Source organism: Martelella sp. (genome assembly GCF_984369615.1).
Genome location: NZ_CFHTCS010000021.1, coordinates 1 through 25,533, shown reverse-complemented (window position 1 = coordinate 25,533; position 25,533 = coordinate 1). Strand labels below are relative to the sequence as shown.

Below are 25,533 nucleotides of genomic sequence, written 5' to 3'. Positions count from 1 at the left end.
CCACCACTGCCGATACCATCACCATCATCACTGCTACCACTACCACTGCTAACCACTTACTGGTACTACCTATTCCCTATTCCATCCACGACCTAGCCCCCGCCGAGAATCTGCATGATCGTGCGGCGCTTGTGTTCTGCAGGCTGCGGTTTCGCCTCGCCCACATCGGCGGGCGGGGCGCCTTCGCCCTCGCCGAGGCGGCCAAGCAGTTCGACCAGCGTTTTGGGGTTGCCGTCTTCCCCTGCCGCCGGTGCCTGCCGGGGTTTCGGCTCGATCAGCCTGCCGCCGCCGTAAAGCGGTTCGGGCGAAAGGCCCTTGTGGGCACGCGCCATGAAATCGTGCCAGATTTTTGCCGGCAGCTTGCCGCCCGTGACATTGCGCATCGGCGAATTGTCGTCATTGCCGACCCAGACGCCGGTGGTCAGATTTGCGGTAAAGCCGACGAAGAGCGCGTCGCGGGATGATTGCGTCGTCCCGGTCTTGCCGGCGACCTGCCAGCCCGGGATCTGCGCCGCGCTGCCGGTGCCCTCGGTCACCACGCGCATCAGCATGGCGTTCATGTTGGCGGCGATCTGCGGCGAGAGCACGCGCGGCTGGCCGGCATGGTCGGCCTGGTAGAGCGTTTTGCCGCCGGTGGCCTCCACCGTCTCGATCACATAGGGCGTCGCCTTGAAGCCGCCATTCATGAAGGCCGCATAGGCCCCCGTCAGCTCGATCAGCGAGACCTCCGACGTGCCGAGCGCGATCGAGGCATTGGCGGTGATATCGGAGGTGATGCCGAGCCTGCGCGCCATGTCGGCCACCCCGCCGGGGCTTGCCTCCATCACCAGCTGCGCGGCAATGGTGTTGACCGAATGGGCAAGCGCCGTCGTCAGCGTCATCGGCCCGGAATAGGTTTTCTCGTAGTTTTCCGGCGTCCAGTCGTCGATGGTGATCGGCGCGTCATTGCGCACCGAGCTTGGCCGGTCGCCGATCTCAAGCGCCGCGGCATAGACGAAGGGCTTGAAGGCGGAGCCCGGCTGGCGTTTCGCCGTCACGGCGCGGTTGAACTGGCTCTTGGAATAGTCGCGCCCGCCGACCAGCGCCCTGACCGCGCCCGTTGCGTCAACGGCCACCAGCGCGCCCTGCTCGACGCGGTCCTTTTTGCCCGAGGCATCGAGGGCAGACTTCAGGCTCTCCTCGGCGTCGCGCTCGAGGCCGGGATCGATCGTGGTGCGGACGACGATATCGGTTGTGATCTCGCCGATCAGCGGCTCGAGCCGGGCCATCACCATGTCGGCGACATAGTGTTCCGCGCCCGACCAGTAGCTCGGCGCCCGCGTCGGTTCGCGCGCCATGGCGGTCGCCATGTCGCTGTCGTCGATCATGTCCTGGTCATGCATGGCGGCCAGAACCACCTGGGCGCGCGCTTCCGCCGCTTCCGGGTCGCGGGCCGGCGAAAGCCTCGACGGCGCCTTCAGGAGGCCCGCGAGAAGAGCTGCTTCACCCAGGGTCACGTCGCGGGCGGACTTGTCGAAATAGCGCTGCGAGGCGGCCTCCACGCCATAGGCGCCGGAGCCGAAATAGACGCGGTTCAGATACATCGCAAGGATCTGCTCCTTCGAGTATCTATGCTCCAGCCACAGCGCCATCAGCGCTTCCTGCACCTTGCGCTCCAGCGTCTGGGCGTGGGAAAGCAGCACGTTCTTGGCCAGTTGCTGGGTCAGCGTCGAGCCGCCCTGCACGACATCGCCATGCTGGATATTGGTCACCATGGCGCGCGCGAGCCCGATCGGATCGACGCCGAAATGGGAATAATAACGTCGGTCCTCGATGGCGACGACCGCCATGGGGATGAAGGGCGACATCTCGTCGATCGACACTGCCTCGCCGCCGGTTGCGCCGCGATTGGCGATCAGCGAGCCGTCATTGGCGACGATCTTGACGTTGGGCGCGCGGTCGGGCACCGCCCATTCGTCAACCGGGGGCAGCTTGGCCCCGTAATAGATGACGATGCCGATGACCAAGACGCCGCCCCAGACAGCGGCGACCATGCCCCAGTAGAGGACGAAGCGCAGCGCGCGCGCCAAAAGGCCCCGCTCGGATGCGCGGGACCGGGCGCTTCTGCCCTTTGCGGCGCCTTTCCGTTTCGCAGGCTTTCGGCCGGCCCCGGCGGGCGTGCCGCCAAGGGTTGGTTCGGTCCTGCTGCGCTTTTTCTTCTTTCCGGCCATGGCGGTGGAACTGCTCACCTTCCGTGTTCGCATACGAGACTAGCCGTGTGCCGTTAAGGTCGCGTGAAAGGGCGGTCCGGCACAATGCCCCGGGCGCAACAGATCAAAGGCAGCGTTAACGTAACCTGAACGCCGCCGCCGGGACCGCCGTTTTACTTCGCCAGCGCGTCGAGAATGCGGATCCAGGAGCGGATGCCCTTGTGAAAGGAATTCAGCTCGTATTTCTCGTTCGGCGAATGGATGCGGTCGTCATTGAGCCCGAAGCCGACGAGCAACGAATCCATGCCGAGCTTCTTCTGGAAATCGCCGACGATCGGGATCGAGCCGCCCATGCCGATGACGACGGCGGGTTTCGGCCATTCCTCGGACAAGGCCTGCTGCGCCTTCTTCAGGAAAGGGGCGTTGTAATCGAGATGAATGGCCGGCGAGCCGCCATGGGGATGGAACTCGACCTTGCAGTCTTCCGGGATTTTCGAGCGGACATAGCTCCGGAAACTGTCGCGGATCTTGGCCGGGTCCTGCGTGCCGACGAGACGGAAGGAGACCTTCGCCGAGGCCCTGGCCGCGATCACGGTCTTGAAGCCCTCGCCGGTATAGCCGCCTGTAATCCCGTTCACTTCCGCCGTCGGCCGGGTCCAGGTGAGTTCCAGCACCGAGCGGCCCTTTTCGCCGGCAGGCTTGGAAAGGCCGATCTCGCCCAGAAAACGCTGATCTGATTCGCCGAGCTGCTCCCAGCTCTTCTTGACCTCTTCCGGCGTTTCCTCGACGCCGTCATAAAAGCCGGGAAGGGTCACGCGGCCGGTCTCGTCGTGAAGACCGGCAAGGATATCGGCGAGGATATGGATCGGGTTCGCCGCCGCGCCGCCGAAAAAGCCGGAGTGAAGATCGCGGTCGGCCGCGGTGATCACCACCTCGTCGCCGACAAGGCCGCGCAGCGTCGCGGCGATGGCCGGCGTTTCGCGGTCCCACATGCCGGTATCGCAGACCAGCGCGAAATCGGCCTTGATCAGGTCGCCATGCTCCTCGATGAAGGCCGGAAGCGACGGTGAACCGGATTCCTCCTCGCCCTCGAACATCACGGTGATCTTCACCGGAAGCTCGGCATTTTCCTCGCGATAGGCGCGGCAGGCCTGGAGGAAGGTCATCAACTGGCCCTTGTCATCGCTGGTGCCGCGCCCGGTGATGATCTTGCGGCCATTGCCGGCATCGCGGATTTCCGGCGTAAACGGATCGCTTTCCCAAAGCTCCAGCGGATCGACCGGCTGGACGTCGTAATGGCCGTAGAACAGCACATGCGGCGCGCCTTCCGGCGCGTTTTCCGAGGTGCCGACGACCATGGGGTGGCCCTTGGTGGTGTAGGCGATGGCGGAAAAGCCGAGCGTTTTCAGTTCGCCCACCAGCCAGTCGGCGGCTTCGGCACAATTCTTCCGGTAGGCCGGGTCGGTGGAAATCGAGGGAATACGCAGGAGCGCGAACAGCTTGTCGAGGCTGGAGGGCAGGTTGTCGTCAGCGCGCTTCAGGAGCGTTTCAAGTTCGGTCATGGGAGGTCCTCGGTCTTTCACGAATGATGTGCGCGGACCATAGGCCAAGCCGGGGCAGTTTGGAAATACACGATTGCAGGAATGCGGCGCGGTGGCTGAAACGGGAAAAGAATAAGCCGCCATGGCCTGGAGGGGGGCTGGCCATGGCGGCTGCTTTTTGGGACAAAGGCCGGAGAGGGGGGATGGAGCCTTTGTCCTGTTGTCTGACGAGGCGGGGGACGAGCCTCCATCAGGCATCGGCGCTAACGTGCGCCGCTGAGACGTATTTGTACCTCGAAATGTGTCGATTCAAGGGAAACCGCCGCGCATTTCGTTACAAATCGGTAATCTGATTAAACGACCGGGCTTTTTCCGATGATCCTCCCGCGCGAAGCTTTGCGATTCGGCGGTGAAATCCGGCTTGGCGATGGACCTTTTTTGCCGTCCGGGCTATGCATTCCAGCATGAAAAAAGACGATCACCTTTTCCTTATCGACGGTTCCGGCTTCATCTTCCGGGCCTTCCATGCCCTGCCGCCGCTGACGCGCAAGTCTGACGGGCTGCCGGTCGGCGCCGTGTCCGGTTTCTGCAACATGCTGTGGAAGCTGCTCACCTCGGCGCGCGACACATCGGTTGGCGTGACGCCGACCCATCTCGCGGTGATCTTCGATTATTCCTCGCAGACCTTCCGCAAGGAAATCTATCCCGAATACAAGGCTCATCGGCCGCCGCCGCCGGAGGATCTGGTACCGCAGTTCTCGCTCATCCGCGAGGCGACCCGGGCCTTCAACCTGCCCTCAATCGAGATCGAGGGCTATGAGGCCGACGACATCATCGCCACCTATGCGAAGATGGCGGTGGAGGCCGGCGGCGACGCCACCATCATATCCTCCGACAAGGATCTGATGCAGCTCGTTGGCCCGAAGGTGCATATGTATGACGGCATGAAGGACCGGCAGATCGGCGTGCCGGAAGTGATCGAGAAATGGGGCGTGCCGCCGGAGAAGATGATCGACCTGCAGGCGCTCACCGGTGATTCGGTCGACAATGTTCCGGGCGTTCCGGGCATCGGCCCGAAGACGGCGGCGACCCTGCTGGAGGAATTCGGAGATCTCGACAACCTTCTGGAAAATGCCGAGACGATCAAGCAGAAGAAGCGCCGGGAAAACATCATCGCCAACAGGGAGCTCGTGCTGGTCTCGCGCAAGCTGGTGACGCTGAAGCGCGATTGTCCTGTGGAGCTGCCGCTTGACGCGCTGGTGCTGGAAGAACAGGACGGGCCGAAGCTCGTTTCCTTCCTCAAGGCCATGGAGTTCAACTCGCTGACGCGGCGCGTCGCCGAGGCGACGGGCGCTGAAGCCGCGGAAATCGAACCGGTCTCCGTCACTGTGGAGTGGGGCGAGAAGGCCCACGGGCCGGATCTCGATCCGGGCGAGGCTGCTTCCAGGGAAGACGAAAAGCCTGCGCCGGACAGCGGAGCCTCCGGGCCGGCCGCGCTCGCCGCCGCCCGTGCCGCCCGCTTTGCCGCGGTCCCGATCGATCGCTCCTCCTACGAGACGATCCGCGATCCCGAAACGCTTGAAGGCTGGATTGCAGCCGCGCGCGAAAAAGGGCTCTGCGCCTTCGACACCGAAACCACCTCGCTCGACGCCATGCAGGCCGAACTGGTCGGTTTTTCGCTGGCGCTTCATGACGAGGACGAGCCGGATGCCGGCAAGGCCGTGCGCGCGGCCTATGTGCCGCTCGCCCACAAGGCCGGCCAGGACGATCTTCTGGGCGGGGGGCTTGCCGATGGCCAGATCGATTTCGATACGGCGCTGGCGGCGCTCAAGGGCCTGCTTGAGGACGAGGGCGTGCTGAAGATCGCCCAGAACCTCAAATATGACTATCTGGTGATGCTGCGCCATGGCATCACGGTGAGGAATTTCGACGACACCATGCTGATCTCCTACGCGCTCGATTCCGGCATGGGCGCGCATGGCATGGACGCGCTTTCGGAACGCTGGCTCGGTCACCAGCCGATCCCCTACAAGGAGGTCGCAGGTTCCGGGCGCAATATGGTGACCTTCGATCATGTGGAGATCGACAGGGCGACGGCCTATGCGGCCGAAGATGCCGATGTGACGCTGAGGCTCTGGCTTGTGCTGAAGCCCCGCCTCGCCGCCGAACATGTCGCGACCGTCTATGAGCGGCTGGAACGTCCGCTTCTGCCGGTGCTCTCGCGCATGGAAGAGCGCGGCATCTCCGTCGACCGGCAGATCCTCTCCCGGCTTTCGGGCGAACTGGCGCAAAAGGCAGCTGGCCTTGAAGAGGAGATCTACGAGCTGGCCGGCGAAAAATTCAATATCGGCTCGCCCAAGCAGCTTGGCGATATTCTCTTCGGCAAGATGGGGCTTCCCGGCGGCAAGAAGACCAAGTCGGGACAATGGTCGACCGCCGTTCAGGTGCTCGATGATCTGGCCGCCCAGGGCATTCCGCTGCCAAGCCGGATTGTCGACTGGCGGCAGATGACCAAGCTGAAATCGACCTATACGGATGCGCTGCCGGGCTATATCCACCCTCAGACCAGGCGCGTCCACACCTCCTATTCGCTGGCCGCGACCACGACCGGAAGGCTCGCCTCATCGGAGCCGAACCTGCAGAATATTCCGGTGAGAACGGCGGAAGGCCGCAAGATTCGAACCGCCTTCATCGCCAATCCGGGCCACAAGCTGCTGTCCGCCGATTACAGCCAGATCGAATTGCGCGTGCTTGCCCATGTGGCGGATATCGCGCAGCTGAAGCAGGCCTTTGCCGATGGCATCGACATTCACGCGATGACGGCGTCGGAAATGTTCGGCGTGCCGGTGGAGGGCATGCCGGGCGAAGTGCGCCGGCGGGCGAAAGCCATCAATTTCGGCATCATCTACGGCATTTCCGCCTTCGGCCTCGCCAACCAGCTCGGCATCGAGCGCTCGGAGGCCAGCGATTACATCAAGCGCTATTTCGAGCGCTTCCCCGGCATCAACGACTATATGGAAGAGACCAAGGCGCAGGCGCGCGACAAGGGCTATGTCGAGACGATCTTTGGCCGTCGCATTCACTACCCCGAAATCAAGTCGTCGAACCATCAGGTCCGCAGCTTCAACGAACGCGCCGCCATCAATGCGCCGATCCAGGGCTCGGCCGCCGATGTGATCCGCCGCGCGATGATCCGCATCGAGCCGGAACTTGCCGCTGCAGGGCTTGGCGACAAGGCGAAGATGCTGCTGCAGGTGCATGACGAACTGATCTTCGAGGTCGAGGATGGGGCGGTCGATGAGGCGACAAGGCTGATCGTCGACGTCATGGAAAATGCCGCGATGCCGGCCGTTTCCATGGCCGTGCCGCTCAAGGTCGATGCCCGCGCCGCCCACAACTGGGACGAGGCGCACTGAGTGCGCGGACCAGGCTCGTTTATGGAAAAGGATATCAGATGAACCCGGCGCTGGCCGCCTATGGCGCTCTTGGAATTGCGATCGTCTGCGAGGTGATCGGTTCGACGCTTCTGCAGAAATCCTACGGCTTCACCCGTCTTCTGCCGACGATCGGCGTGGCGGTGTTCTACCTCATCGCCTTCTTTTGCCTGTCGCAGGCGCTGAAGACGATCCCGCTCGGCGTGGCTTATGCCATCTGGGCCGGTCTCGGCATCGTGCTGACGGCCGCCGTCAGCGTGCTCGTCCTGCGCCAGAATCTCGATATCGCCGCCTGGGTCGGGATCGCGATGATTGTCGGCGGCGTGGTGGTGATGAACCTCTTCTCAAACGCCGCCGGACACTGAAGCTTCAGGCGAGACTGTCCCGGATCACCCGCACCAGCATTTCGCCGGCCTCGGCGAGTGCGCCTGAATTGTCGATGTTGACGACATCGAAATCGCCATGGACGTCCATGGTCGATCGGGCGAGGCGTTCGAGGATTTCCTCACGGCTCTCGCGTCCGCGCGCCTGAAGGCGTTCGGCCCGGATTTCCGGCCTTGCGGTGACATTGACCACGGTCATCGCGGCAAAGACCTTGTCAAACAGCGATAGCGCCGGGCGTGAACCATTGGCAATGGCGACGCCGCCTGACTCCACAAAGGCGCGATGCTCGGCGGGGATACCGTATTCCAGTCCGTGAGCCGCCCAGGTCACGGCAAAGCCGCCGGCGTCCCGTGCGGCGGCAAAGGCTTCCGGCGTCATCGAGGCATGGTCTTCCGTCGCGCCATCGCAGGGGCGGGTGATGACCCGGCGGACGAAGCGAACATTCGGGTGGCCGGAAAAGGCGGTTTTCGCGTAGCCGATCAGGCTGTCCTTGCCTGCGCCGCTCGGGCCGACGACGACGATGATCCTGCCGGTCGTGCCCATGCGTCAGGCCACGCGCTTTCCCGCCCGCAGGACGGCGCGCACGACCGGCACGTCCCCGGTGGGCCGGACGCGGACGAGATCGGCGCGCAGGCCCGGCGCGATGCGGCCGCGATCGTCAAGGCCGGCGGCTTTCGCCGGCGTTGCCGTCACCATGGCAATGGCCCGGGGCAGCGAGACCCCGGCTTCCTCGTCGCCGGCAAGGATGAAGGGCGCGTGCAACAGGCTGAAGGGCACGTAATCCGACGACAGCACGTCGAGCACGCCGGCTGCCGCCAGGTCGCGCGCGGCGATGTTGCCGGAATGGGACTTGCCGCGCACGACATTCGGTCCTCCCATCAGCACCGAGAGCCCGGCTGCGTGCGAGGCCTTTGCCGCTTCGAAGCTTGTCGGAAATTCCGCGATCCGCACGCCAAGCCCAATGGCTTCTTGAACATGTGCTACCGTCGCATCATCATGGCTGGCGATCGAGATGCCGTTCTTCGAACAGTGATCGGCAATCATCCTGCGATGCTTGTCGGCATAGGCCTCGGAGGCGGCCTGCCGGCGGGCGATGAAGCGCTCGAAGGCGTCGTCGTCAAGATCGCGCTTGGGCTTGTAATAGCGCCGGTACTGCTGGATGTCGGCAAACTGCCGCTGACCCGGCGCGTGGTCCATCATCGAGGCCAGGCGCACATGCGGCTCATCCTCGAAAGCCGAGAAATGTTCCATGACATTGGCGGCGGAGACCTCGCATCGCAAGTGCAGGAAGTGCTGCGCCTTGAGCCGGTCTTCCCGTTCGGCGCCGATGATCGCGTCCGCCATGGCGCGCATCTCGCCCGCCTCGAAACCGTCGGTGTCGTCGGAGCCCATGCGCAGGCAATCGAAGACGGTTGTGATGCCCGAGGCCGCGACCTGCGCGTCATGCGCCTGGATCGCGGCGGTCTTGTTCCAGCGCACCCCGGGACGCGGCGCATAATGGCCTTCCAGGTGGTCGGTATGGAGCTCGACGAGACCGGGGATCAGAAGGTCGCCGCCGAAATCCTCCCCGGCGCCGACATTGCCTTCGGAAATCTCGGCGATCTCTCCGTCGCGGATCACAAGCGTGCCGTCGACACCCCTGTCCTCAAGCACGATCCGGGCATTGGTGAAAACGGTTTCGGTGCTCATGCCTCTTGCTCGCTCACGCCGGAGAGCGGCTGCCACCGCCTGATGGTGAAGGGCGCGCCGCGCCGCTCCTCGACAAACAGGCCGAGACCGCCGATCTCGAGCGGCTTGCCGGTATAGGGACCGAAATAATCCTGGACTGCCGTTTCGATCACATGCGTATCGGTGCCGGTCACCGGGCCTGTCAACGTCATGTGAAAACGGAATTCGTCGAAGACGTAAGGATAGCCCCAGCGGATCATGTTGTCGCGCTGGGCCTCGGTCAGCGTCTCGGGCTTGCGCCGCGCGATCTCGTCATTCAGAAGCGGCGCGCGCATCGGCTCGAAATGCTCGACGACATCGGCGGCAAAGGCCTGCAGCTCTGCGTATTCGCTGGCCGGCATGAGGGCGTAGAACTTGCCGAGCTGTCCGAGCGTGATTTCGGGAATGGTAACCGGCCTGCGGTTGCGGCAGAACACGTCGAAGGTCGCCTCAAGCGCCGACGGCGAGATGTTTTCCGCCAGGCGAAATGGCGCCTTCATGGTCGCGTGAAAGCCGTAGCGGGCGGCAGCCGCCGTCACCGCGCTCATGCGTCCGGCAGGAAGCGCGATATTGTCGGGGTAGGGGCGTTCCTCGCCCGAAAAAGCGTCATAGCCCAGCCAGCGGCTGGCGGCGACGGTCAGCGGATCGTCTGCGGGGGGCGTGAAATAAATGGCGTATCGCAAACCGATTTCCTCGGACAAGACCTTGAGTATGAAGTCGAACGTGACGGGATTCGCCAGCCTTTGCAAGCCGGACGAACCCTCAAAGCAATGAATGCCAAAGGCGGGCAGGATGTTCCGTCTTCGGCAATTTGCCATCTTATCTCGGTTCGCTGTCGGCCGCATAGCGCCGGAGCCGTTGCTCAAGCGTGCCGGTATGAAGCTCGAAAAGGTGGTTGTCGTCATCGTGGAAATAGAGCGACCGGCCTTCGCCTTCAACGCGCGGGCGCGGCGGAAGGAGATCGAGGCCGAGCTTGTCAATGCGTGCGCGATAGCGGTCGAAGTCCTCCTCGGCAATCTTGAAGGCGATGTGATTGTAGCTGCGCGCGGGAAGGGGATCGCCTTTCATGATCGCCACCCATATATCGCCGATCAGGAAGAATTTCTCCTCGGAGAGCGAGAAGGTGTGGTCGCCGCTCGCATAGACTTGCTTCGCATCGAAGACGCCTTCCAGAATGCGGCTCATGCGTTCAAGGTCGGAGACGATGAATGTCATGTGTGAAAGGCCTTCAATCATCGGCATTCCCCTTTTTTGTTGCGTGCCAGCCATTCCTGAAAAACAAAAAGGGCGATCCGAAGACCGCCCTCAAATTCCGCCGGAGATGAGCCCTGCTCAGTGCGCGCCGGACATGTCGCCGAGGACTTTCTTGTCCGCGACGGTGGAATCGGCGTTGAGCGTGTAGACCATCGGCACGCCGGTGGCGAGGTTGAGCTTCAGGATCTCCTCCTGGCTCAGGCGGTCGAGCACCATGACGAGGGCGCGCAGCGAGTTGCCGTGGGCGGCGACCAGCACCTTTTCTCCGCGCAAAACGCGCGGCAGGATTTCCTGCATGTAATAGGGCCACACGCGCGCGCCGGTGTCCTTCAGGCTCTCGCCGCCGGGCGGGGGCACGTCATAGGACCGGCGCCAGATATGGACCTGTTCCTCGCCCCATTTCTTACGGGCGTCATCCTTGTTGAGACCGGCGAGATCGCCATAGTCGCGCTCGTTCAGCGCCTGATCCCGGATTGTTTCGAGATCGGCCTGGCCGACCTCGTCGAGGACCAGTTTGCAGGTGTGCTGGGCGCGCGTCAGGGCCGAGGTGAAGGCGATATCGAACTTCATGCCCGCTTCGGCGAGCGCCTTGCCGCCGGCGGTGGCTTCCTTGATGCCGAGCTCGGTCAGGTCCGGGTCCTTCCAGCCGGTGAAAAGGTTCTTCAGGTTCCATTCGCTTTGGCCGTGACGCACGAGAACCAGTGTTCCGCTCATGACAGTCTTCCTTCGTCAGATCTTGGGTTAATGTGTTTTCGAAAGCCCGAGCACGTCGAGCATGGAATATAGCCCTGGTTTTCGGTCCGCGCCCCAAAGGGCCGCCTGAACCGCGCCGCGGGCGAAGATCGAACGATCGGTCGCCTTGTGGGAGAGGCTGACCGTCTCGCCTTCGCCGGCCAGAAGAACGGAGTGCTCGCCGACCACGGAACCGCCGCGCAGCGTGGCAAAACCGATCGTGCCTTCCGCGCGCGGGCCGGTATGCCCGTCGCGCACCTTCACGGCGTTCTCCTTCAGCGAAATGCCGCGACCTTCGGCCGCCGCCTCGCCCAGAAGAAGGGCCGTGCCGGACGGCGCGTCGACCTTGTGACGGTGATGCATCTCGAGAACCTCGATATCCCAGCCCTTTGCCGAAAGCGCTGCGGCTGCCTGCTTGACCAGTTCGCCAAGCAGGTTGACGCCCAGAGACATGTTTCCGGACTTGACGATACGGGCATGGCGGGCGGCCGCCTTGATCTGGGTCTCGTCATCCTCCGAAAACCCGGTCGTGCCGATCACATGGACGATGCGCGCCTGTGCCGCGAGCCCGGCATATTCGACCGATGCAGCGGGAACGGTGAAATCGAGCACGCCCTCGGCATCGACAAAGGCCTTCAGCGGATCGTCGGTTACCGGCACGCCGAGCGCGCCGACGCCTGCCAGTTCTCCGGCGTCCTTGCCGCGCGCGGGGCTTTCCGGACGGTCGACGGCGGCGTGAAGGACCGCGCCCTCGGTTTCGCTGATCACACGGATGAGGGTCTGTCCCATCCGTCCGCTGGCGCCCACGACGACGAGTTTCATTGCCGGACTGGTCATGCTTCTTCCTGATATTGCTTCAGATCTGTTTGCGCCGCGCTGAACGCGCGGCGAAGTCAGTGAGACCTTATTGGAAGCGCTCGCGGATGAAAAGAGCATGGCGCATCGGTTGTCGCTGATGCGCCAGGCAAAGGTCCCTAGATGTATTTCAGGAAGGAAAGGTCCGCGTTCCCGCAATCGGTCGAGCGGCTCACGCTCTCCCATGTTTCCGCTTCCTTCCGGCGGCCCTCTTCGGCCTTTTTCAGCAGCTCCACCGCGTCGCTTCCCAGGAGAAGGTGTTCGGGAACGTCGCTCCGCTCCGCAAGATCGAGAATGATGCCGGCGATCTTGTCGGGGTCGCCGATCTCGTTGCCGACGACCTTTTCGAGAGCCGCCTTCATTGCGCCCATGGCAGGGGCATAGTCTTCCATCAGCCTGGGCGCATCGCCGCGAGCGATCTGGCCCCATTCGGTCCGCATGCCGCCGGGTTCGACCGAAACCGCCTTGATGCCGAGATGACGGGTTTCCTTGGCGATGATCTCTGAAAAGCCGCTGACGGCCCATTTCGCCGATTGATAGGCGGCCATGCCCGGCCCGGTCATGCGTCCGCCGACCGACGAGATGTTGATGATGTGACCGGACCGCTGGAGCCGCATCATGGGAAGGACGGCGCGGGTCATGTTGACCACGCCGAAGAAATTGGTCTCGACCTGGGCCCGGAAATGGTCCGGATCGGTCTGTTCGAAGGGCGCGAAATGGCCGAAACCGGCGTTGTTGACCAGGACGTCGAGCCGGCCGAACGTATCGGCGGCAAAATCGACCGCGGCCTGGGCTGCCGTCGGGTCGGCCACGTCGAGCGCGAAGGTCGCGACGCGATTGCCGAATTCCGCGCGGAGCGGCGTGAGCCGGTCCGGATTGCGTGCGGTGGCGACAAGCCGGTCGCCGGCTTCCAGCACGGCTCTTGCGATGTGAAGCCCGAGACCACGGGCGCTACCGGTGATAAGCCAGACTTTGGACATTGTACTTCTCCTGTTAAATAAGTGATTAGGCACTCATTATTCTTGACGAGTGTTTCGGACGTTCCGTCCCGATTGGGTTCCGGCAAGGCCGGAGGCTTGGCCGACCTCGGTCGGGTTCATACGTCGCTGTCGCCAACGGCGTAATGGCGGATGGTTTCGGGCGCAGGAAGCGGCCTCTGTCGGCGATGCCGTTACTGGCCGGTCTCTGCAAGTGCGGCGATGCCGGACCAGAATATGGCGAAACCGCGCTGCTTCAGGATTTCGCTCTGCTGCGGTTCGTCGGCAATGGCGTCGAAGGTTGCCTCGGCGATTGCGTTCATGATCAGGCCCGCATAGCGAAAACTGACGCCTTCCCCTGCCTGCCGGGCGAGGGCGCGGGCAATAAGCGCCGTCGCTTCATCGAAAAGGCGCTCGCCTTGGACACGCACATGATCGGGTACCTGGCTGGAGATCTTGAGACGTTTGAGCGTGCGCCACTGACGCGGATTGGCGGAACCCCAGTCGACCAGCCGGTTCCAGAAATGTTGCATGTCCTCGCGTCCGCCGTCGCCGGGGAGCGGTTCGTTCAGCAGGGCGCCCGCAAGAGCCCCCTCGATCTCCAGAAGCAGGGCGCCGAGCAGTTCCTCCTTGGTGGCGAAATAGGTAAAGACCGTACCCTCGGCCACGCCGGCCTTCCTGGCGATCTTGGCCGTGGACGCGCCTGTGCCTCTTGTCGCGACAAGCTCCGTCGCGGCGTTGAGGATAGCTGTTCGTTTTTCTTCGCTGGCGGGACGGGCCATGGCAATTCCGAATATTGATTGAGTAGTCACTCATTAATATGGAAAGCGCGGCTCTTTCCGCAAGAGGCCTATCCTGAAAAAAATGTGCGAGGGTTCGGCCTGTCAAACCGGAAGCACGCGTTCGATCCGTCGCCGGATCTGTCCGGAGGATTGCCGTCCGACCGGTCAGAGCGTGGAACGGCGCTGCGCTTCCCCCGGATGCGCTCAGTCTCGCCAGCGGCGGCCAGCAAGCGCGAGGCCGAAGCGCAGCGGCGTGCGGGCGTAGGTTGCAAGGCCTGCAAGCGCTGCAAGCGGATGGGTGACGACATAGGTCGGGATCGCCTGCATCAGCGCGTTGTGCGGCGCCTTGTCCTCGAAGGCGGCGCGGAATTCCGGCTTTTTCAGCGCCGGCAGGATTTTCTGCGAAATGCCGCCGGCAAGATAAACGCCGCCGCGCGCCATGAACACCATTGCCATGTCGCCGGCAATGCGGCCGAGATAGGTGGCAAACAGCGACAGCGTCTCGACAGCCTGCGGGTCGGAGCCGTCGAGGCCGGCATGGCTGACATCCTTGGGTTCATAGGGCTTGGCCTCGATGCCGTCGGCGGCGCAGATGGCGTTATAGAGGTTGACCATGCCGCGTCCGCACAGGATCTGCTCGGCGGCCACCCGGCCCTCGATGGTCTTGATGTGCGGGAAAATCTGGTAATCGCGCTCCGTGCGCGGGCCGACATCGATGTGACCGCCTTCGCCGGGAACCGGAATCCACCGTTCCTCGGCATGGACGAGACCGGCAACGCCGAGGCCGGTTCCCGGACCGAGCACGACGCGCGAGGCGACCATCGTGTCCGGTCGCGGCGCGATCGGCTCGCGGAACTCGTCGGGCATGTTGGCGATCGCCAGCGCCTGGGCCTCGAAGTCGTTGATGATCACCACATCCTCGAGCCCGAGCGCGCTGATCATGTCCTTCGGCTTGATCACCCAGTCGCAATTGGTCAGCGGAATTTCATCGCCGCGAATGGGCCCGGCGACGGCCAGGATGGCGCTGCGCGGCTGCAGCGCGGTCTTGTCCATCACGCCTGCCTGTATGGCCGCGTCGACGGTCGGGAAGTCGGCCGTGTGCACGATCGGGAACTCGCGCGGCTCGGCATAGGCGTCAACCAGCAGCGAGAACCGCGCATTGGTGCCGCCGATATCGCCGATCAGGATGGGAAAGGAGAGAGGGTCCGAGGTGCTGAGGGTTTTAGCCATGATGTTTCCGCGTTCCGCCCTGTCCCGGGCTTTCTGTCAATATCTGGCGCAGTCTGTGCATCCAGTTTGGCGATTTTGCAACCGCATCCGTCAAATCGGAAGGGCAATCGCGAGCTGTCGGCGCGTTTTCTGCAATCTGGTCATCGAAGCGCGGACGGCCCGTCGTACATACAACAACTCAAAGCGCTTTGAAAGGCGTTGCCGATGGGCAGGCAACGCCGTTTGTTGCCGCAACCGCCGTCATCCCGCCGGGCGCGGTTGCGGAACCGGTCCGATCTCCGGCCAGGGCGCCAACGGCGGCAGCGGGATGTTCGGCGTGAGGGCGGCGGCCGGCAGGGGCGAGGGAGCAGGCGCTTCCAGTACGCCGGCGCAGGCCGCCGGCAGGTCGGAGAGAATGGTGTAGGCGGGCCGCGTCGGCTTCGGCGCCGGTTGTTCCGGCTTCTTTGCCGGCGGGGCGGGTTCCGCCGGCGCCCAGGGTTCGTCGGAAAGCCACCAGGCCAGATGATCGCCGCATCCGTCGTCCTTCATGTCGACGGCGTTTTGCGCCTTGCACTCGGGCGAGCCGTCGCGGCAGAACAGGCGGATGTGGAAGTGGTAGTGATGGCCGTAATAGGGCCGCACCTTGGCCAGATTCGAGCGGTCGCCGGTCCAGCCGTCGCAGATTGCCTTCTTGATGCCCGGGTGGACGAAGATGCGCTGGACTTCCGGATAGCTTGCCGCCCGCATGATCAGCCGGGCGTGGGCGGGCGTGAACTTATCAGGATCGACGAACAGCGTTCCGTCGTTCTTCAGGACCGATTCGGCGGAAATGTCCTCTCGCTCGCGCAGGCTGAGGCGCCTGTCGGGCATCGGGTTCAGCCAGATATCGGCGTCGAGCCCGACCTGATGGGAGGCGTGGCCCGACAGCATCGGCCCGCCGCGCGGCTGCGAGATGTCGCCGACCAGAAGGCCCGGCCAGCCGTCATATTGCGCCGCGTCGCGTGAAAGCCGTTTGATCAGCGCGACGGTATCGGGGTGGCCGAACCGGCGGTTGCGCGAAAGCCGCATCGCCTGCCAGTTCGGCCCGTCGATCGGCAGCGCCTCGGCCCCGGCGATGCAGCCTTTCGTGTAAAAACCGAAGGATTGCGGCGGACCGGCGCTCGGCGCGGTTTCGGAGGCGAACAGGATTTTCGCAGGCGGCGGAAAATCCTGGGCTGCGGCCAAAGGGGCTGACGCCGCAAGCGCCAGGGCGGCGGCAAATCCCTTCATCCAATGCATCATGAGCTCCCTCAAGCCGGCGTGTTGGCGCTTTCCCGGCGTGCCCTGCGACCTGCCCCGTTGCCGCCTTACGAAAACGACACTTGTGCACCCGGGTCGATATTTGCTTATTCTTGTCGCGATAACGAGAAAAGCAAGAACGGAAAAGGCTGAAACCATGTGGAAAAAGATCTCGGTTGCTGCCTGGGTTATCGCAGGCGCGTTCGGCCTGGCGCCGGCGGCATTTTCTCAGGAAAGCGGCGGTGAATGGCAACATGCCTCGGCGTTGACCGGAACGCCGAAATACCGTCCGGATTTCTCCCATTTCGACTATGTCAATCCGGATGCGCCGAAGGGCGGCGAACTCAAATACTATGCCACCGGCACCTTTGATTCGCTCAATCCCATACCCTATGGCGGCTCGAAAGCCGCCGGCCTCAGCCTTGTCTTCGAGACCCTGATGACGCCGGCTGAAGATGAGATCGATGCCCAATACGGCCTGCTCGCCGAGGGGTTCCGCGTTCCGGAGGATCTTTCCTTCGTCACCTACAGCCTCAATCCCGAGGCCCGTTTTTCCGATGGGGAGCCGGTGACGGCCGAGGACGTGGTGTTTTCCTTCGAACGGCTGAAGGAACTCAATGCGATGTATGCCAATTACTACCGCCACGTGGTCAGCGCGGAAGTGACGGGCGAGCGCGAGGTGACCTTCAGCTTCGACGAAACGGGAAACCGGGAACTGCCGCAGATCGTCGGACAGCTGATGGTGCTGCCGAAACACTGGTTCGAGGACGGCCGCGACGTTTCCGCAAGCACGCTCGACAAGATCGTCGGATCCGGGCCCTACGAGATCGCGGAGGTCAATCCCGGCTCCTCGATCACCTATCGTCTTCGGGACGATTACTGGGGCCGGGACCTGCCGGTCAATGTCGGCCGCAACAATTTCGGTTCCGTGAACTTTCTCTATTTCGCCGATCTCGATGTCGCCTTCGAGGCGTTTCGCGCCGGCACCTTCGATTTCTGGGTGGAGACGCGGGCCAAGCGCTGGGCGACGGGCTATAATTTCCCGGCGGTCAAGGACGGCCAGGTCAAGCGCGAGGCGGTGCCCAATCCCCTGCGCAAGACCGGCATCATGCAGGCGCTGGTGCCCAACAACCGCCGCGCGCCCTTTGATGACGAGAGGGTGCGCGAGGCGCTGATCTACGCCTTCGATTTCGAGACAATCAACAAGAATCAGTTGAGCGATGCCTATTCGCGCAATAACAGTTACTGGTTCGGAACCGATCTCGCCTCTTCCGGCCTGCCGCAGGGCGAAGAGCTTCAGATTCTGGAGAGCGTGCGCGATCTGGTGCCGCCGGAAGTGTTCAATACCGCCAGCAAGCTGCCCGTCGGCGGCACGGAGGCCGAATCGCGGGCCAATCTGCAGAAGGCCTTCCAGCTTTTGAAAGAGGCCGGTTTCGAGCGCCGCGGCAGCCAGATGGTCAATGCCGAGACCGGCGAGCCGTTCTCCTTCGAGATCCTGCTCGACAATCCTTCGCTTCAGGTCGTCGTGCTCCCCTATGTCGAGAACCTGCGCAAACTCGGCATCGATGCATCCGTCCGCGTGGTCGACACGTCTCAGTACCAGAACCGGGTCAATGATTTCGACTATGACATGATCTGGGAATTATGGGCCCAGTCCCTGAGCCCCGGCAACGAGCAGTTCAATTACTGGGGGTCACGCTCCGTGGATCAGCCGGGTTCGGAAAACTATGCCGGTGTTTCGGACCCCGGCGTCGACGCGCTGATCGGGAAGATCGTGTTCGCCGATGACCGGGATACGCTGGTGGCCGCCACCAAGGCGCTCGACCGCGTTCTTCTGGCCCATGATTTCGTCATCCCGCTTTATTATTCCAAGGACTACCGCATCGCCTACTGGAACACGATCGCGCATCCCGGCTTTCCAGAATACGGCCTTGATTTCCCGGCCGCGTGGTGGTCGACGGAGGCGGAATGACGGTGCAGTTTGGTGGCGTGATCGGGCGGCGTGAACAGCGGCTTCGTAGGAGGCGACGTAGAGACGGGACCCCGAATTCGAGGTGGCGGTTCGCCCCCCTCTGTCGCTTTCGCGACATCTCCCCCTCAAGGGGGGAGATTGCTGGAGGGAAGGATCTTCGCATCAAGATCGCTTTGTCTTGTGGTGTGGCCGGTTCTATCTACGTGGAGCCTTCGATTGCGCATCCACCTAGCCTCACACCGATCTCCCCCCTTGAGGGGGAGATGCCCGGCAGGGCAGAGAGGGGTGAAACCCGTCGGCTGGCACAGAACGCGCGGTCATGCCCGCCCGCCCGGAGCGTGTCGTAATGGGCTCCTATATCCTTCGCCGCCTGCTGCTGATGATCCCGACGCTGGTCGGCATCATGACGATTTCCTTCATCATTGTGCAGTTTGCCCCCGGCGGCCCGGTGGAACAGGTGATCGCGGAGCTGAACGGCCAGGGCGGCGGCGCGGAAAGCCGCATCTCCGGCGGTTCGGACGCCGGCATGGCGATGGACGGGTTCGACAGCGCCTCGTCATCGAACTACCGCGGCGCCCAGGGGCTCGATCCGGAACTGATCGCCGATCTTGAGGCCCAGTTCGGCTTCGACAAGCCGCCTCTGACGCGCTTTCTCTTGATGATGCGCGACTATCTGACCTTCGATTTCGGCGACAGCTTCTTCCGCAATTCTTCCGTCATCGACCTCATCATCGACAAGCTGCCGGTGTCGATCTCGCTGGGCATATGGGTCTTGCTGCCGTCTTACGGCGTCTCCATTCCGCTCGGCATCCGCAAGGCGGTGAGGGACGGTTCCCGTTTCGACGTCTGGACCTCGGGCGTCATCGTCATCGGCTTTGCCGTTCCGGGCTTCCTGCTCGGCATCCTGCTGATCATCCTGTTTGCCGGCGGCTCCTTTTTCGACTGGTTTCCGCTGCGCGGCCTCGTCTCGGATAATTTCTCCGAATTGCCCTGGTGGCAGAAGCCCATCGACTATTTCTGGCACCTGACCCTGCCGCTGATCGCGCTTTCGGTCTCCTCCTTCGCCACGACAACGCTTCTGACGAAGAATTCCTTCATCGACGAGATCGGCAAGCAATATGTGATCACCGCCCGCGCCAAGGGGCTTTCGGAGAGAAAGGTGCTTTACGGCCACGTCTTCCGCAATGCCATGCTGATCGTCATTGCCGGCTTTCCCGGTTCGTTCATCCTCGCCTTTTTCACAGGTTCGCTTCTGATCGAGAACGTGTTCTCGCTCGACGGGCTCGGCCGCCTCGGCTATCTCTCGCTAGTCAATCGGGACTATCCGGTGGTCTTTGCCACGCTCTACATCTTCTCGCTTCTCGGGCTGTTCATCGGCCTTGTTTCAGACCTGATCTACACCTGGATCGATCCGCGCATCGACTTCGAAAAGAGGGATGTGTGACATGAGCGATCTCACATCCGAAGACATGGCAAAACGCCCGAAGACCGGCTGGCTTTCGCCGATGAACGCGCGACGGTGGAAGAATTTCAAGGCCAACCGGCGCGGTTACTGGTCGCTGTGGATCTTCCTGTTCCTGTTCATCATCAGCCTGTTCGCCGAATTCGTCGCCAACGACAAGCCGATCATCGCCTCCTACCAGGGTGAGATCCTGTTTCCCGTGCTCGTCGATTATCCGGAGGAGAAGTTCGGCGGTTTTCTCGCGGTCACTGATTATCGCTCCGATTTCATCCAGGAGGAGATCGAGGCCAATGGCTGGATGATCTGGCCGCCGATCCGCTATTCCTATCGCACCATCAATTCCAACGTGCCCTATTCGGCGCCAACCCCGCCCTTCTGGCTGATGAGCAAGGAGGAACGCTGCGCCGGCTACCCCGAGGGCGTCAACGACCCGGGCTGCAATCTCGGCAACATGGACTGGCTCGGAACCGACGACCTTGCCCGCGACGTGCTGGCCCGGGTGATCTACGGCTTCCGCATCTCGGTGCTGTTCGGCCTGCTGCTCACCGGCTTTTCCGCCGTTATCGGCGTGTCGGCCGGCGCCGTGCAGGGTTATTTCGGCGGCTGGGTCGACCTTCTGATGCAGCGCTTCATCGAAATCTGGTCGTCGCTGCCAACGCTCTACATCCTGCTGATCATCGCGGCGATCCTTCCGCCCGGCTTCTTCGTGCTGCTCGGCGTCATGCTGGTGTTCTCATGGGTCAGCTTCGTTGCCGTCGTCAGGGCCGAGTTCCTCAGGGCGCGCAATTTCGAATATGTGCGGGCGGCGCGCGCACTCGGCGTCGGTAATGGCACCATCATGTTCCGCCATCTTCTGCCCAATGCCATGGTCGCCACGCTCACCTTCGTGCCCTTCATCCTGTCGGGCGCGATCGTGACGCTGACCTCGCTTGATTTCTTAGGGTTTGGCATGCCGCCGGGCTCGCCCTCGCTCGGCGAACTGGTGAACCAGGGCAAGAGCAATCTGCAGGCGCCGTGGCTTGGCATCACCGCCTTCTTCACGCTGTCGATCATGCTGTCGCTACTGGTCTTCGTCGGCGAGGCGGTGCGCGATGCGTTTGACCCGAGGAAGACGTTCCAATGAGTTATGCGCCGCTTCTCTCCGTCCGCGATCTGTCCGTCGCCTTTCGTCAGGGCGAGGCCGACAATCTCGCCGTCGATCGAATTTCCTTCGATATCAACCCGGGTGAAGTGGTGGCGCTGGTGGGCGAATCGGGCTCCGGAAAATCGGCGACGGCGGCCTCGGTGCTGCGCCTTTTGCCCTATCCCGCCGCCAGCCACCCAAGCGGGGAAATCCTGTTTGAGGGCCGCGATCTTTTGAAGGCCGATGACCGGACTTTGAGACAGGTGCGCGGCGGCGATATCACCCAGATATTCCAGGAGCCGATGACTTCGCTGAACCCGCTGCATACGGTTGAAAAACAGGTGGGCGAGACGCTGGCGCTGCATGCGGGACTCACCGGCGCGCCGGCGCGCAAACGGGTGCTCGAACTGCTGCACGAGGTTGGCATCCGCGAGGCGGAAAAGCGGCTCGGCGCCTTCCCGCACGAGCTTTCCGGCGGCCAGCGCCAGCGCGTGATGATTGCCATGGCGCTTGCCAACCGGCCGAAGCTGCTGATTGCCGACGAGCCGACCACGGCGCTCGACGTGACGGTGCAGGCGCAGATCCTGAAGCTTCTGAAAAGCCTGCAGCGCGATCACGGCATGTCGATGCTGTTCATCACCCATGATCTCGGCATCGTGCGCAAGTTCGCCGACCGGGTCTGCGTGATGACCGACGGCAAGATCGTCGAGCACGGGCCGGTTGCCGAGATCTTCGACAATCCGCAGCATGCCTACACAAGGCACCTGCTCGCCGCCGAGCCGAAGGGCGAGCCGCCGGCGCATGATCCGAGCCGCGAGGTCGTGGTCGAGGCCGAAAACGTCAAGGTCTGGTTTCCGGTGAAAACGGGACTGTTGCGCAAGACGGTCGACCATGTGAAGGCGGTCAACGGCATTTCGCTGAAGCTGCGCGCCGGCGAGACGCTTGGCGTTGTCGGCGAATCGGGGTCCGGCAAGACGACGCTTGGTCTGGCGCTGACCCGGATGATCGCCTCGGAAGGCAGGATTGCCTTCGTCGGCAAGGATATCAATGCCTATTCCTTCAAGGCGATGAAGCCGCTCCGGGAAGCGATGCAGATCGTGTTTCAGGACCCTTACGGCTCGCTTTCGCCGCGTATGTCGGTGGGCGAGATCGTCGCCGAGGGACTGAAGATCCACGAGCGCTCGCTCACCTTGGCCGAGCGCGAGGCGCGGGTGGGCGCGGCGCTGGAAGAGGTCGGGCTCGACGCCGCGACCCGCTGGCGCTATCCGCACGAGTTTTCCGGCGGCCAGCGCCAGAGGATCGCGATTGCCCGCGCCATGGTGCTCAAGCCCCGCTTCGTCATGCTGGACGAACCGACCTCGGCGCTGGACATGAGCGTGCAGGCGCAGGTGGTGGACCTTCTCTCCGACCTGCAGAAGAAGCACAATCTCGCCTATCTGTTCATCTCACATGACCTGAAGGTCGTGCGTGCGCTCGCCAACGAGATCATCGTCATGCGCTTCGGCGAAGTGGTCGAGCGCGGCCCTGCGGCGGACGTGTTCGAAAACCCGAAGGCCGATTACACCAAGGCGCTGCTTGCCGCCGCCTTCGATATCGAGCCGGTGGAGGCGGATTGAGCGTTTTTGCGCACGACGCAAGCTTGACCATTACGCCGAGCCCAAAGGAAGTCCCGATGCCCAAAGCCCCCGTCCTCATCGACCTCAAATTCTCCGGCCGCGCCATGATCGTCGAAGCGCTTGGGTCTTTCTTTTCCGACCGGCCGGTGATCGATCTCGCTGATCCGCAAACGAAGGGCCGCGATCTTTCCGATTGCCGCTATGGCGTCTTGTGGAAGCCGGATGACGATCTGTTTTCGCGCGCGCCCAATCTGGAAGTGCTTTTTTCCGGTGGGGCGGGGGTCGAGCGGGTGCTGGCGCTTCAGGGCCTGCCGGATATCCCCCTCGTGCGCTTCGTCGATCCCTCGCTGACCCGGCGGATGAGCGAGTATGTGGTGCTGCAATGTCTCCATCATGCCCGCCGCATGCCGGACTATGCCCGTCTGAAGGCCGAGAAAGACTGGCAACCGCTGCCGCCGGCCGAAGCCGGAGACTTCACCGTCGGCATCATGGGGCTCGGCGTCCTGGGGCAGGACGCCGCGGCGAAGCTAAAGATCATGGGCTTCAACGTGATCGGCTGGTCGCGGAGAAAGAAGGAAATCGATGGCGTTGAGTGTTTCGATGCCAGAGGCCTCGATGACTTTCTGTCCGGAACCGACATTCTGGTCGGCCTCCTGCCGCTGACCGATGAGACGGCCGGCATCTTCAGTCGCGCGCTGTTTGAAAAGCTCCGCCGTTCCGGCCCGCTTGGGAGCCCCGTCTTCATCAATGCCGGGCGCGGCGGTTCGCAGGTCGAGGCCGATATCCTCGCGGCGCTGGATGATGGCGTCCTCCACGGCGCATCGCTCGATGTGTTCGAAACCGAGCCGATGCCCGCGACAAGTCCGCTCTGGGCGCATGAGCGGGTCGTCGTCACGCCGCATGTGGCCTCCGATACCGATGTCGGGGCGCTGTTTGCCCATGTGGAACGCCAGATCGCCCGTTTCGAGGCGGGCGAGCCGCTGCAGCATGTGGTCAACCGCGCCGCCGGCTACTGAGCCGGAGGGAACAAAGACCCGCGGCCTTACGTTTCTTCCCTGAAGAAAACCCTCCGCCGATCCTCGTGCGGAGGCCAGGGAGAACGACATGACGACGCATTTCGATCCGAAGGAAGGCCGCCCTGTCACATATCCGGGCGAGGACAATTATCCGCAGAAGAGCGAGGACGACACCCGCGTGCCCGAGACCGAGAAGCGGCATCTCAACCGCGGCCAGGGCGTGATCATGGTCATCATCGCCGTCATGGTCGCCGTGGTGCTGATCTGGGGCGGCGCCTCGTGGCTGTTCGGCGCGCCCGGCGCGGGCTGATTGATCCTTCCCCACAAACAATGAGACGGGAGGAAGACAATGGTTGAGAAGAAGAAGACCGGCAGCCGGCCCGAAGACGTGGAGGTCGATCTGACCCCGACGGAAGCGCGGCATTCGGAACGCGGCCGGCCGGTGCTGGCCATCCTGGCGGCCGGACTGGTTCTGGCCTTTCTGGTGTGGGGCGCGGTTGAGCTCTTTGCGCCGCGCGGGGGCGACCCGGCGGTCGAAACGGTGACCGAGGATGCCGCGCAGACGGAGGCGGCAGCAGGGCAGTAAATCTCAGTTCGAGCACAACGGCTCTGGACTTTTCATCGTCTTTGCAGCTATTTCATGGGCCCGAAAGGGCGACATGAAAGCCCTTTCCAGCGTTTTTTCCGCCTTAGAGCGCCGTGCGTCCATTCGGACGCACAAAGGATGCTCTAACCTATTGAATCTACGCATCGTGCTTTCCGAAAATCGATTCCGATTTTTGGGCCGATGCGCTAGGGGCGGCTCGAAAGGCCGAAGAGCGATGCCGAAGACCGATATTGCAACGCGGGTCTACGACCATAGCTGGAAGCTCGACCCGATCATCCGCAGCCTGCTGGATACCGACTTCTACAAGCTCCTGATGCTGCAGATGATCTGGAAACTCTATCCGGACGTCAACGCGACCTTTTCGCTGATCAATCGAACGACCTCGGTGCGCCTTGCCGAGGAGATCGACGAAGGGGAGTTGCGCGAGCAGCTTGACCACGCGCGCGGGATCAGGCTTACGAAGAAAGAGATGATCTGGCTCGCGGGCAACAGCTTTTACGGTCGCTCGCAGATTTTCGAGCCGGAGTTCCTGACCTGGCTCGCCAATTTCCGCCTGCCCGAATATGAACTGACCAAGCGCGACGGCCAGTATCAGCTCGATTTTCACGGTCCCTGGATGGAAACCACGATGTGGGAAATCCCGGCGCTGTGCATCATCAACGAGTTGCGCTCGCGCGCAACGATGAAGGATCTCGGCCTCTTCACCATCGATGTCACCTATGCCCGCGCGAAAGCCAAGATGTGGGCGAAGGTGGAAAGGCTGGCCGCGCTCGAAGGGCTTCGGATCTCCGATTTCGGCACACGACGGCGGCATTCCTTCCTGTGGCAGCGCTGGTGCGTGGAGGCGCTGAAGGAAGGGATCGGCCAGGCCTTTACCGGCACCTCCAACGTGCTTCTGGCCATGGATACCGATCTGGAGGCCGTCGGCACCAATGCGCACGAGCTTCCTATGGTTGCCGCAGCCCTTGCCGAGACCGACGAGGCGCTCGCGGCCGCGCCCTACAAGGTGATGCAGGACTGGAACAAGCTTTACGGCGGCAATCTCCTGATCGCGCTGCCGGATGCCTATGGCACAACGGCTTTCCTGCGCAATGCACCGGAATGGGTCGCCGACTGGACGGGGTTCCGGCCAGACAGCGCGCCGCCGATCGAGGGCGGGGAGAAGATCATCGACTGGTGGAAGAAGATGGGTCGCGACCCGCGCGAGAAGATCCTGATCTTTTCCGACGGGCTCGACGTGGATGCGATCATCGAGGCCTACAAGCATTTCCAGGGCAGGGTGCGCATGAGCTTCGGCTGGGGCACTAACCTCACCAATGATTTCATCGGCTGCGCGCCGCACCGCGTCGGCGGGCTGAAGCCGATCTCGATCGTCTGCAAGGTCTCCGACGCCAA

22 protein-coding genes are annotated in these 25,533 nt (G+C 63.0%); 10 read left to right on the top strand and 12 right to left on the bottom strand.

The features are described 5' to 3' along the window. Nucleotides 1-92 precede the first annotated feature (92 nt). Together AC5DC2_RS03600 and AC5DC2_RS03595 are read right to left on the bottom strand one after the other, a co-directional pair. Nucleotides 93-2,210: a transglycosylase domain-containing protein gene (locus AC5DC2_RS03600; protein ID WP_491697494.1), complete on the bottom strand. Its 2,118-nt coding sequence runs from the start codon at nucleotides 2,208-2,210 to the stop codon at nucleotides 93-95. A gap of 152 nt (nucleotides 2,211-2,362) precedes the next feature. Then, entirely contained in the window at nucleotides 2,363-3,751 is a 1,389-nt protein-coding gene (locus tag AC5DC2_RS03595) for a dipeptidase (RefSeq protein ID WP_491697493.1), read from the bottom strand. A 443-nt stretch (nucleotides 3,752-4,194) separates the two neighbouring features. On the opposite strand from AC5DC2_RS03595, the gene polA reads away from it, so the two are divergent. Together polA and AC5DC2_RS03585 are read left to right on the top strand one after the other, a co-directional pair. Further along, nucleotides 4,195-7,146, top strand: a complete 2,952-nt coding sequence (gene polA, locus AC5DC2_RS03590) for a DNA polymerase I (RefSeq protein ID WP_024708386.1) — start codon at nucleotides 4,195-4,197, stop codon at nucleotides 7,144-7,146. Nucleotides 7,147-7,184: 38 nt separating this feature from the next. Beyond that, on the top strand, nucleotides 7,185-7,529 hold the full coding sequence (locus AC5DC2_RS03585; protein WP_024708387.1) for a DMT family transporter: 345 nt from the start codon (nucleotides 7,185-7,187) through the stop codon (nucleotides 7,527-7,529). Nucleotides 7,530-7,533: 4 nt separating this feature from the next. Here the strand turns inward: AC5DC2_RS03585 and phnN are convergent, their stop codons facing one another. The 10 genes from phnN to mepA form a co-directional block, all read right to left on the bottom strand. Then, nucleotides 7,534-8,091, bottom strand: a complete 558-nt coding sequence (gene phnN / locus AC5DC2_RS03580) for a phosphonate metabolism protein/1,5-bisphosphokinase (PRPP-forming) PhnN (RefSeq protein ID WP_036237223.1) — start codon at nucleotides 8,089-8,091, stop codon at nucleotides 7,534-7,536. A 3-nt stretch (nucleotides 8,092-8,094) separates the two neighbouring features. Next, the gene (locus tag AC5DC2_RS03575) at nucleotides 8,095-9,237 is read right to left on the bottom strand and encodes an alpha-D-ribose 1-methylphosphonate 5-triphosphate diphosphatase (protein ID WP_491697492.1); all 1,143 of its coding nucleotides are present in this window, start codon (nucleotides 9,235-9,237) and stop codon (nucleotides 8,095-8,097) included. Further along, nucleotides 9,234-9,938, bottom strand: a complete 705-nt coding sequence (locus tag AC5DC2_RS03570; RefSeq protein WP_024708390.1) for a DUF1045 domain-containing protein — start codon at nucleotides 9,936-9,938, stop codon at nucleotides 9,234-9,236. The genes AC5DC2_RS03575 and AC5DC2_RS03570 overlap by 4 nt, the downstream gene beginning before the upstream one ends. Before the next feature lie 136 nt (nucleotides 9,939-10,074). Beyond that, a complete protein-coding gene (gene fosX, locus AC5DC2_RS03565; protein ID WP_024708391.1) occupies nucleotides 10,075-10,491 on the bottom strand; it encodes a FosX/FosE/FosI family fosfomycin resistance hydrolase in 417 nt (138 codons plus the stop codon). A gap of 96 nt (nucleotides 10,492-10,587) precedes the next feature. Then, a complete protein-coding gene (locus tag AC5DC2_RS03560) occupies nucleotides 10,588-11,223 on the bottom strand; it encodes a 2,3-bisphosphoglycerate-dependent phosphoglycerate mutase (RefSeq protein WP_491697491.1) in 636 nt (211 codons plus the stop codon). Between the two features lie 27 nt (nucleotides 11,224-11,250). Next, nucleotides 11,251-12,078 (bottom strand): 4-hydroxy-tetrahydrodipicolinate reductase, encoded by an 828-nt coding sequence (gene dapB / locus AC5DC2_RS03555; protein ID WP_491697490.1) that lies wholly within the window; start codon nucleotides 12,076-12,078, stop codon nucleotides 11,251-11,253. A gap of 137 nt (nucleotides 12,079-12,215) precedes the next feature. Beyond that, nucleotides 12,216-13,076, bottom strand: coding sequence for an SDR family NAD(P)-dependent oxidoreductase (locus AC5DC2_RS03550; protein ID WP_491697489.1), 861 nt, complete (start codon nucleotides 13,074-13,076; stop codon nucleotides 12,216-12,218). A gap of 191 nt (nucleotides 13,077-13,267) precedes the next feature. Beyond that, entirely contained in the window at nucleotides 13,268-13,855 is a 588-nt protein-coding gene (locus AC5DC2_RS03545; protein ID WP_491697488.1) for a TetR/AcrR family transcriptional regulator, read from the bottom strand. A 204-nt stretch (nucleotides 13,856-14,059) separates the two neighbouring features. Next, a complete protein-coding gene (locus AC5DC2_RS03540) occupies nucleotides 14,060-15,085 on the bottom strand; it encodes a glucokinase (RefSeq protein ID WP_024708396.1) in 1,026 nt (341 codons plus the stop codon). A 240-nt stretch (nucleotides 15,086-15,325) separates the two neighbouring features. Next, on the bottom strand, nucleotides 15,326-16,342 hold the full coding sequence (gene mepA, locus AC5DC2_RS03535) for a penicillin-insensitive murein endopeptidase (protein ID WP_491697487.1): 1,017 nt from the start codon (nucleotides 16,340-16,342) through the stop codon (nucleotides 15,326-15,328). A 157-nt stretch (nucleotides 16,343-16,499) separates the two neighbouring features. On the opposite strand from mepA, the gene AC5DC2_RS03530 reads away from it, so the two are divergent. The 8 genes from AC5DC2_RS03530 to pncB form a co-directional block, all read left to right on the top strand. Continuing rightward, nucleotides 16,500-18,314 carry an extracellular solute-binding protein gene (locus AC5DC2_RS03530; RefSeq protein ID WP_491697486.1) on the top strand — a complete coding sequence of 605 codons (1,815 nt, stop codon included), beginning with the start codon at nucleotides 16,500-16,502 and terminating at the stop codon, nucleotides 18,312-18,314. Nucleotides 18,315-18,660: 346 nt separating this feature from the next. Beyond that, entirely contained in the window at nucleotides 18,661-19,758 is a 1,098-nt protein-coding gene (locus AC5DC2_RS03525) for a microcin C ABC transporter permease YejB (RefSeq protein WP_491697485.1), read from the top strand. 1 nt (nucleotide 19,759) lies between these two features. Continuing rightward, on the top strand, nucleotides 19,760-20,899 hold the full coding sequence (locus tag AC5DC2_RS03520; protein ID WP_491697484.1) for an ABC transporter permease: 1,140 nt from the start codon (nucleotides 19,760-19,762) through the stop codon (nucleotides 20,897-20,899). Continuing rightward, the gene (locus AC5DC2_RS03515) at nucleotides 20,896-22,515 is read left to right on the top strand and encodes an ABC transporter ATP-binding protein (protein WP_491697483.1); all 1,620 of its coding nucleotides are present in this window, start codon (nucleotides 20,896-20,898) and stop codon (nucleotides 22,513-22,515) included. The genes AC5DC2_RS03520 and AC5DC2_RS03515 overlap by 4 nt, the downstream gene beginning before the upstream one ends. Before the next feature lie 56 nt (nucleotides 22,516-22,571). Continuing rightward, nucleotides 22,572-23,531, top strand: a complete 960-nt coding sequence (locus tag AC5DC2_RS03510; RefSeq protein ID WP_491697482.1) for a 2-hydroxyacid dehydrogenase — start codon at nucleotides 22,572-22,574, stop codon at nucleotides 23,529-23,531. Between the two features lie 88 nt (nucleotides 23,532-23,619). Next, the gene (locus AC5DC2_RS03505) at nucleotides 23,620-23,841 is read left to right on the top strand and encodes a hypothetical protein (protein WP_024708403.1); all 222 of its coding nucleotides are present in this window, start codon (nucleotides 23,620-23,622) and stop codon (nucleotides 23,839-23,841) included. A gap of 39 nt (nucleotides 23,842-23,880) precedes the next feature. Next, on the top strand, nucleotides 23,881-24,117 hold the full coding sequence (locus tag AC5DC2_RS03500) for a hypothetical protein (RefSeq protein WP_024708404.1): 237 nt from the start codon (nucleotides 23,881-23,883) through the stop codon (nucleotides 24,115-24,117). Between the two features lie 235 nt (nucleotides 24,118-24,352). After that, nucleotides 24,353-25,533 (top strand): nicotinate phosphoribosyltransferase (gene pncB / locus AC5DC2_RS03495; protein ID WP_491697481.1); only part of this gene is annotated, 1,181 nt, incomplete at its 3' end.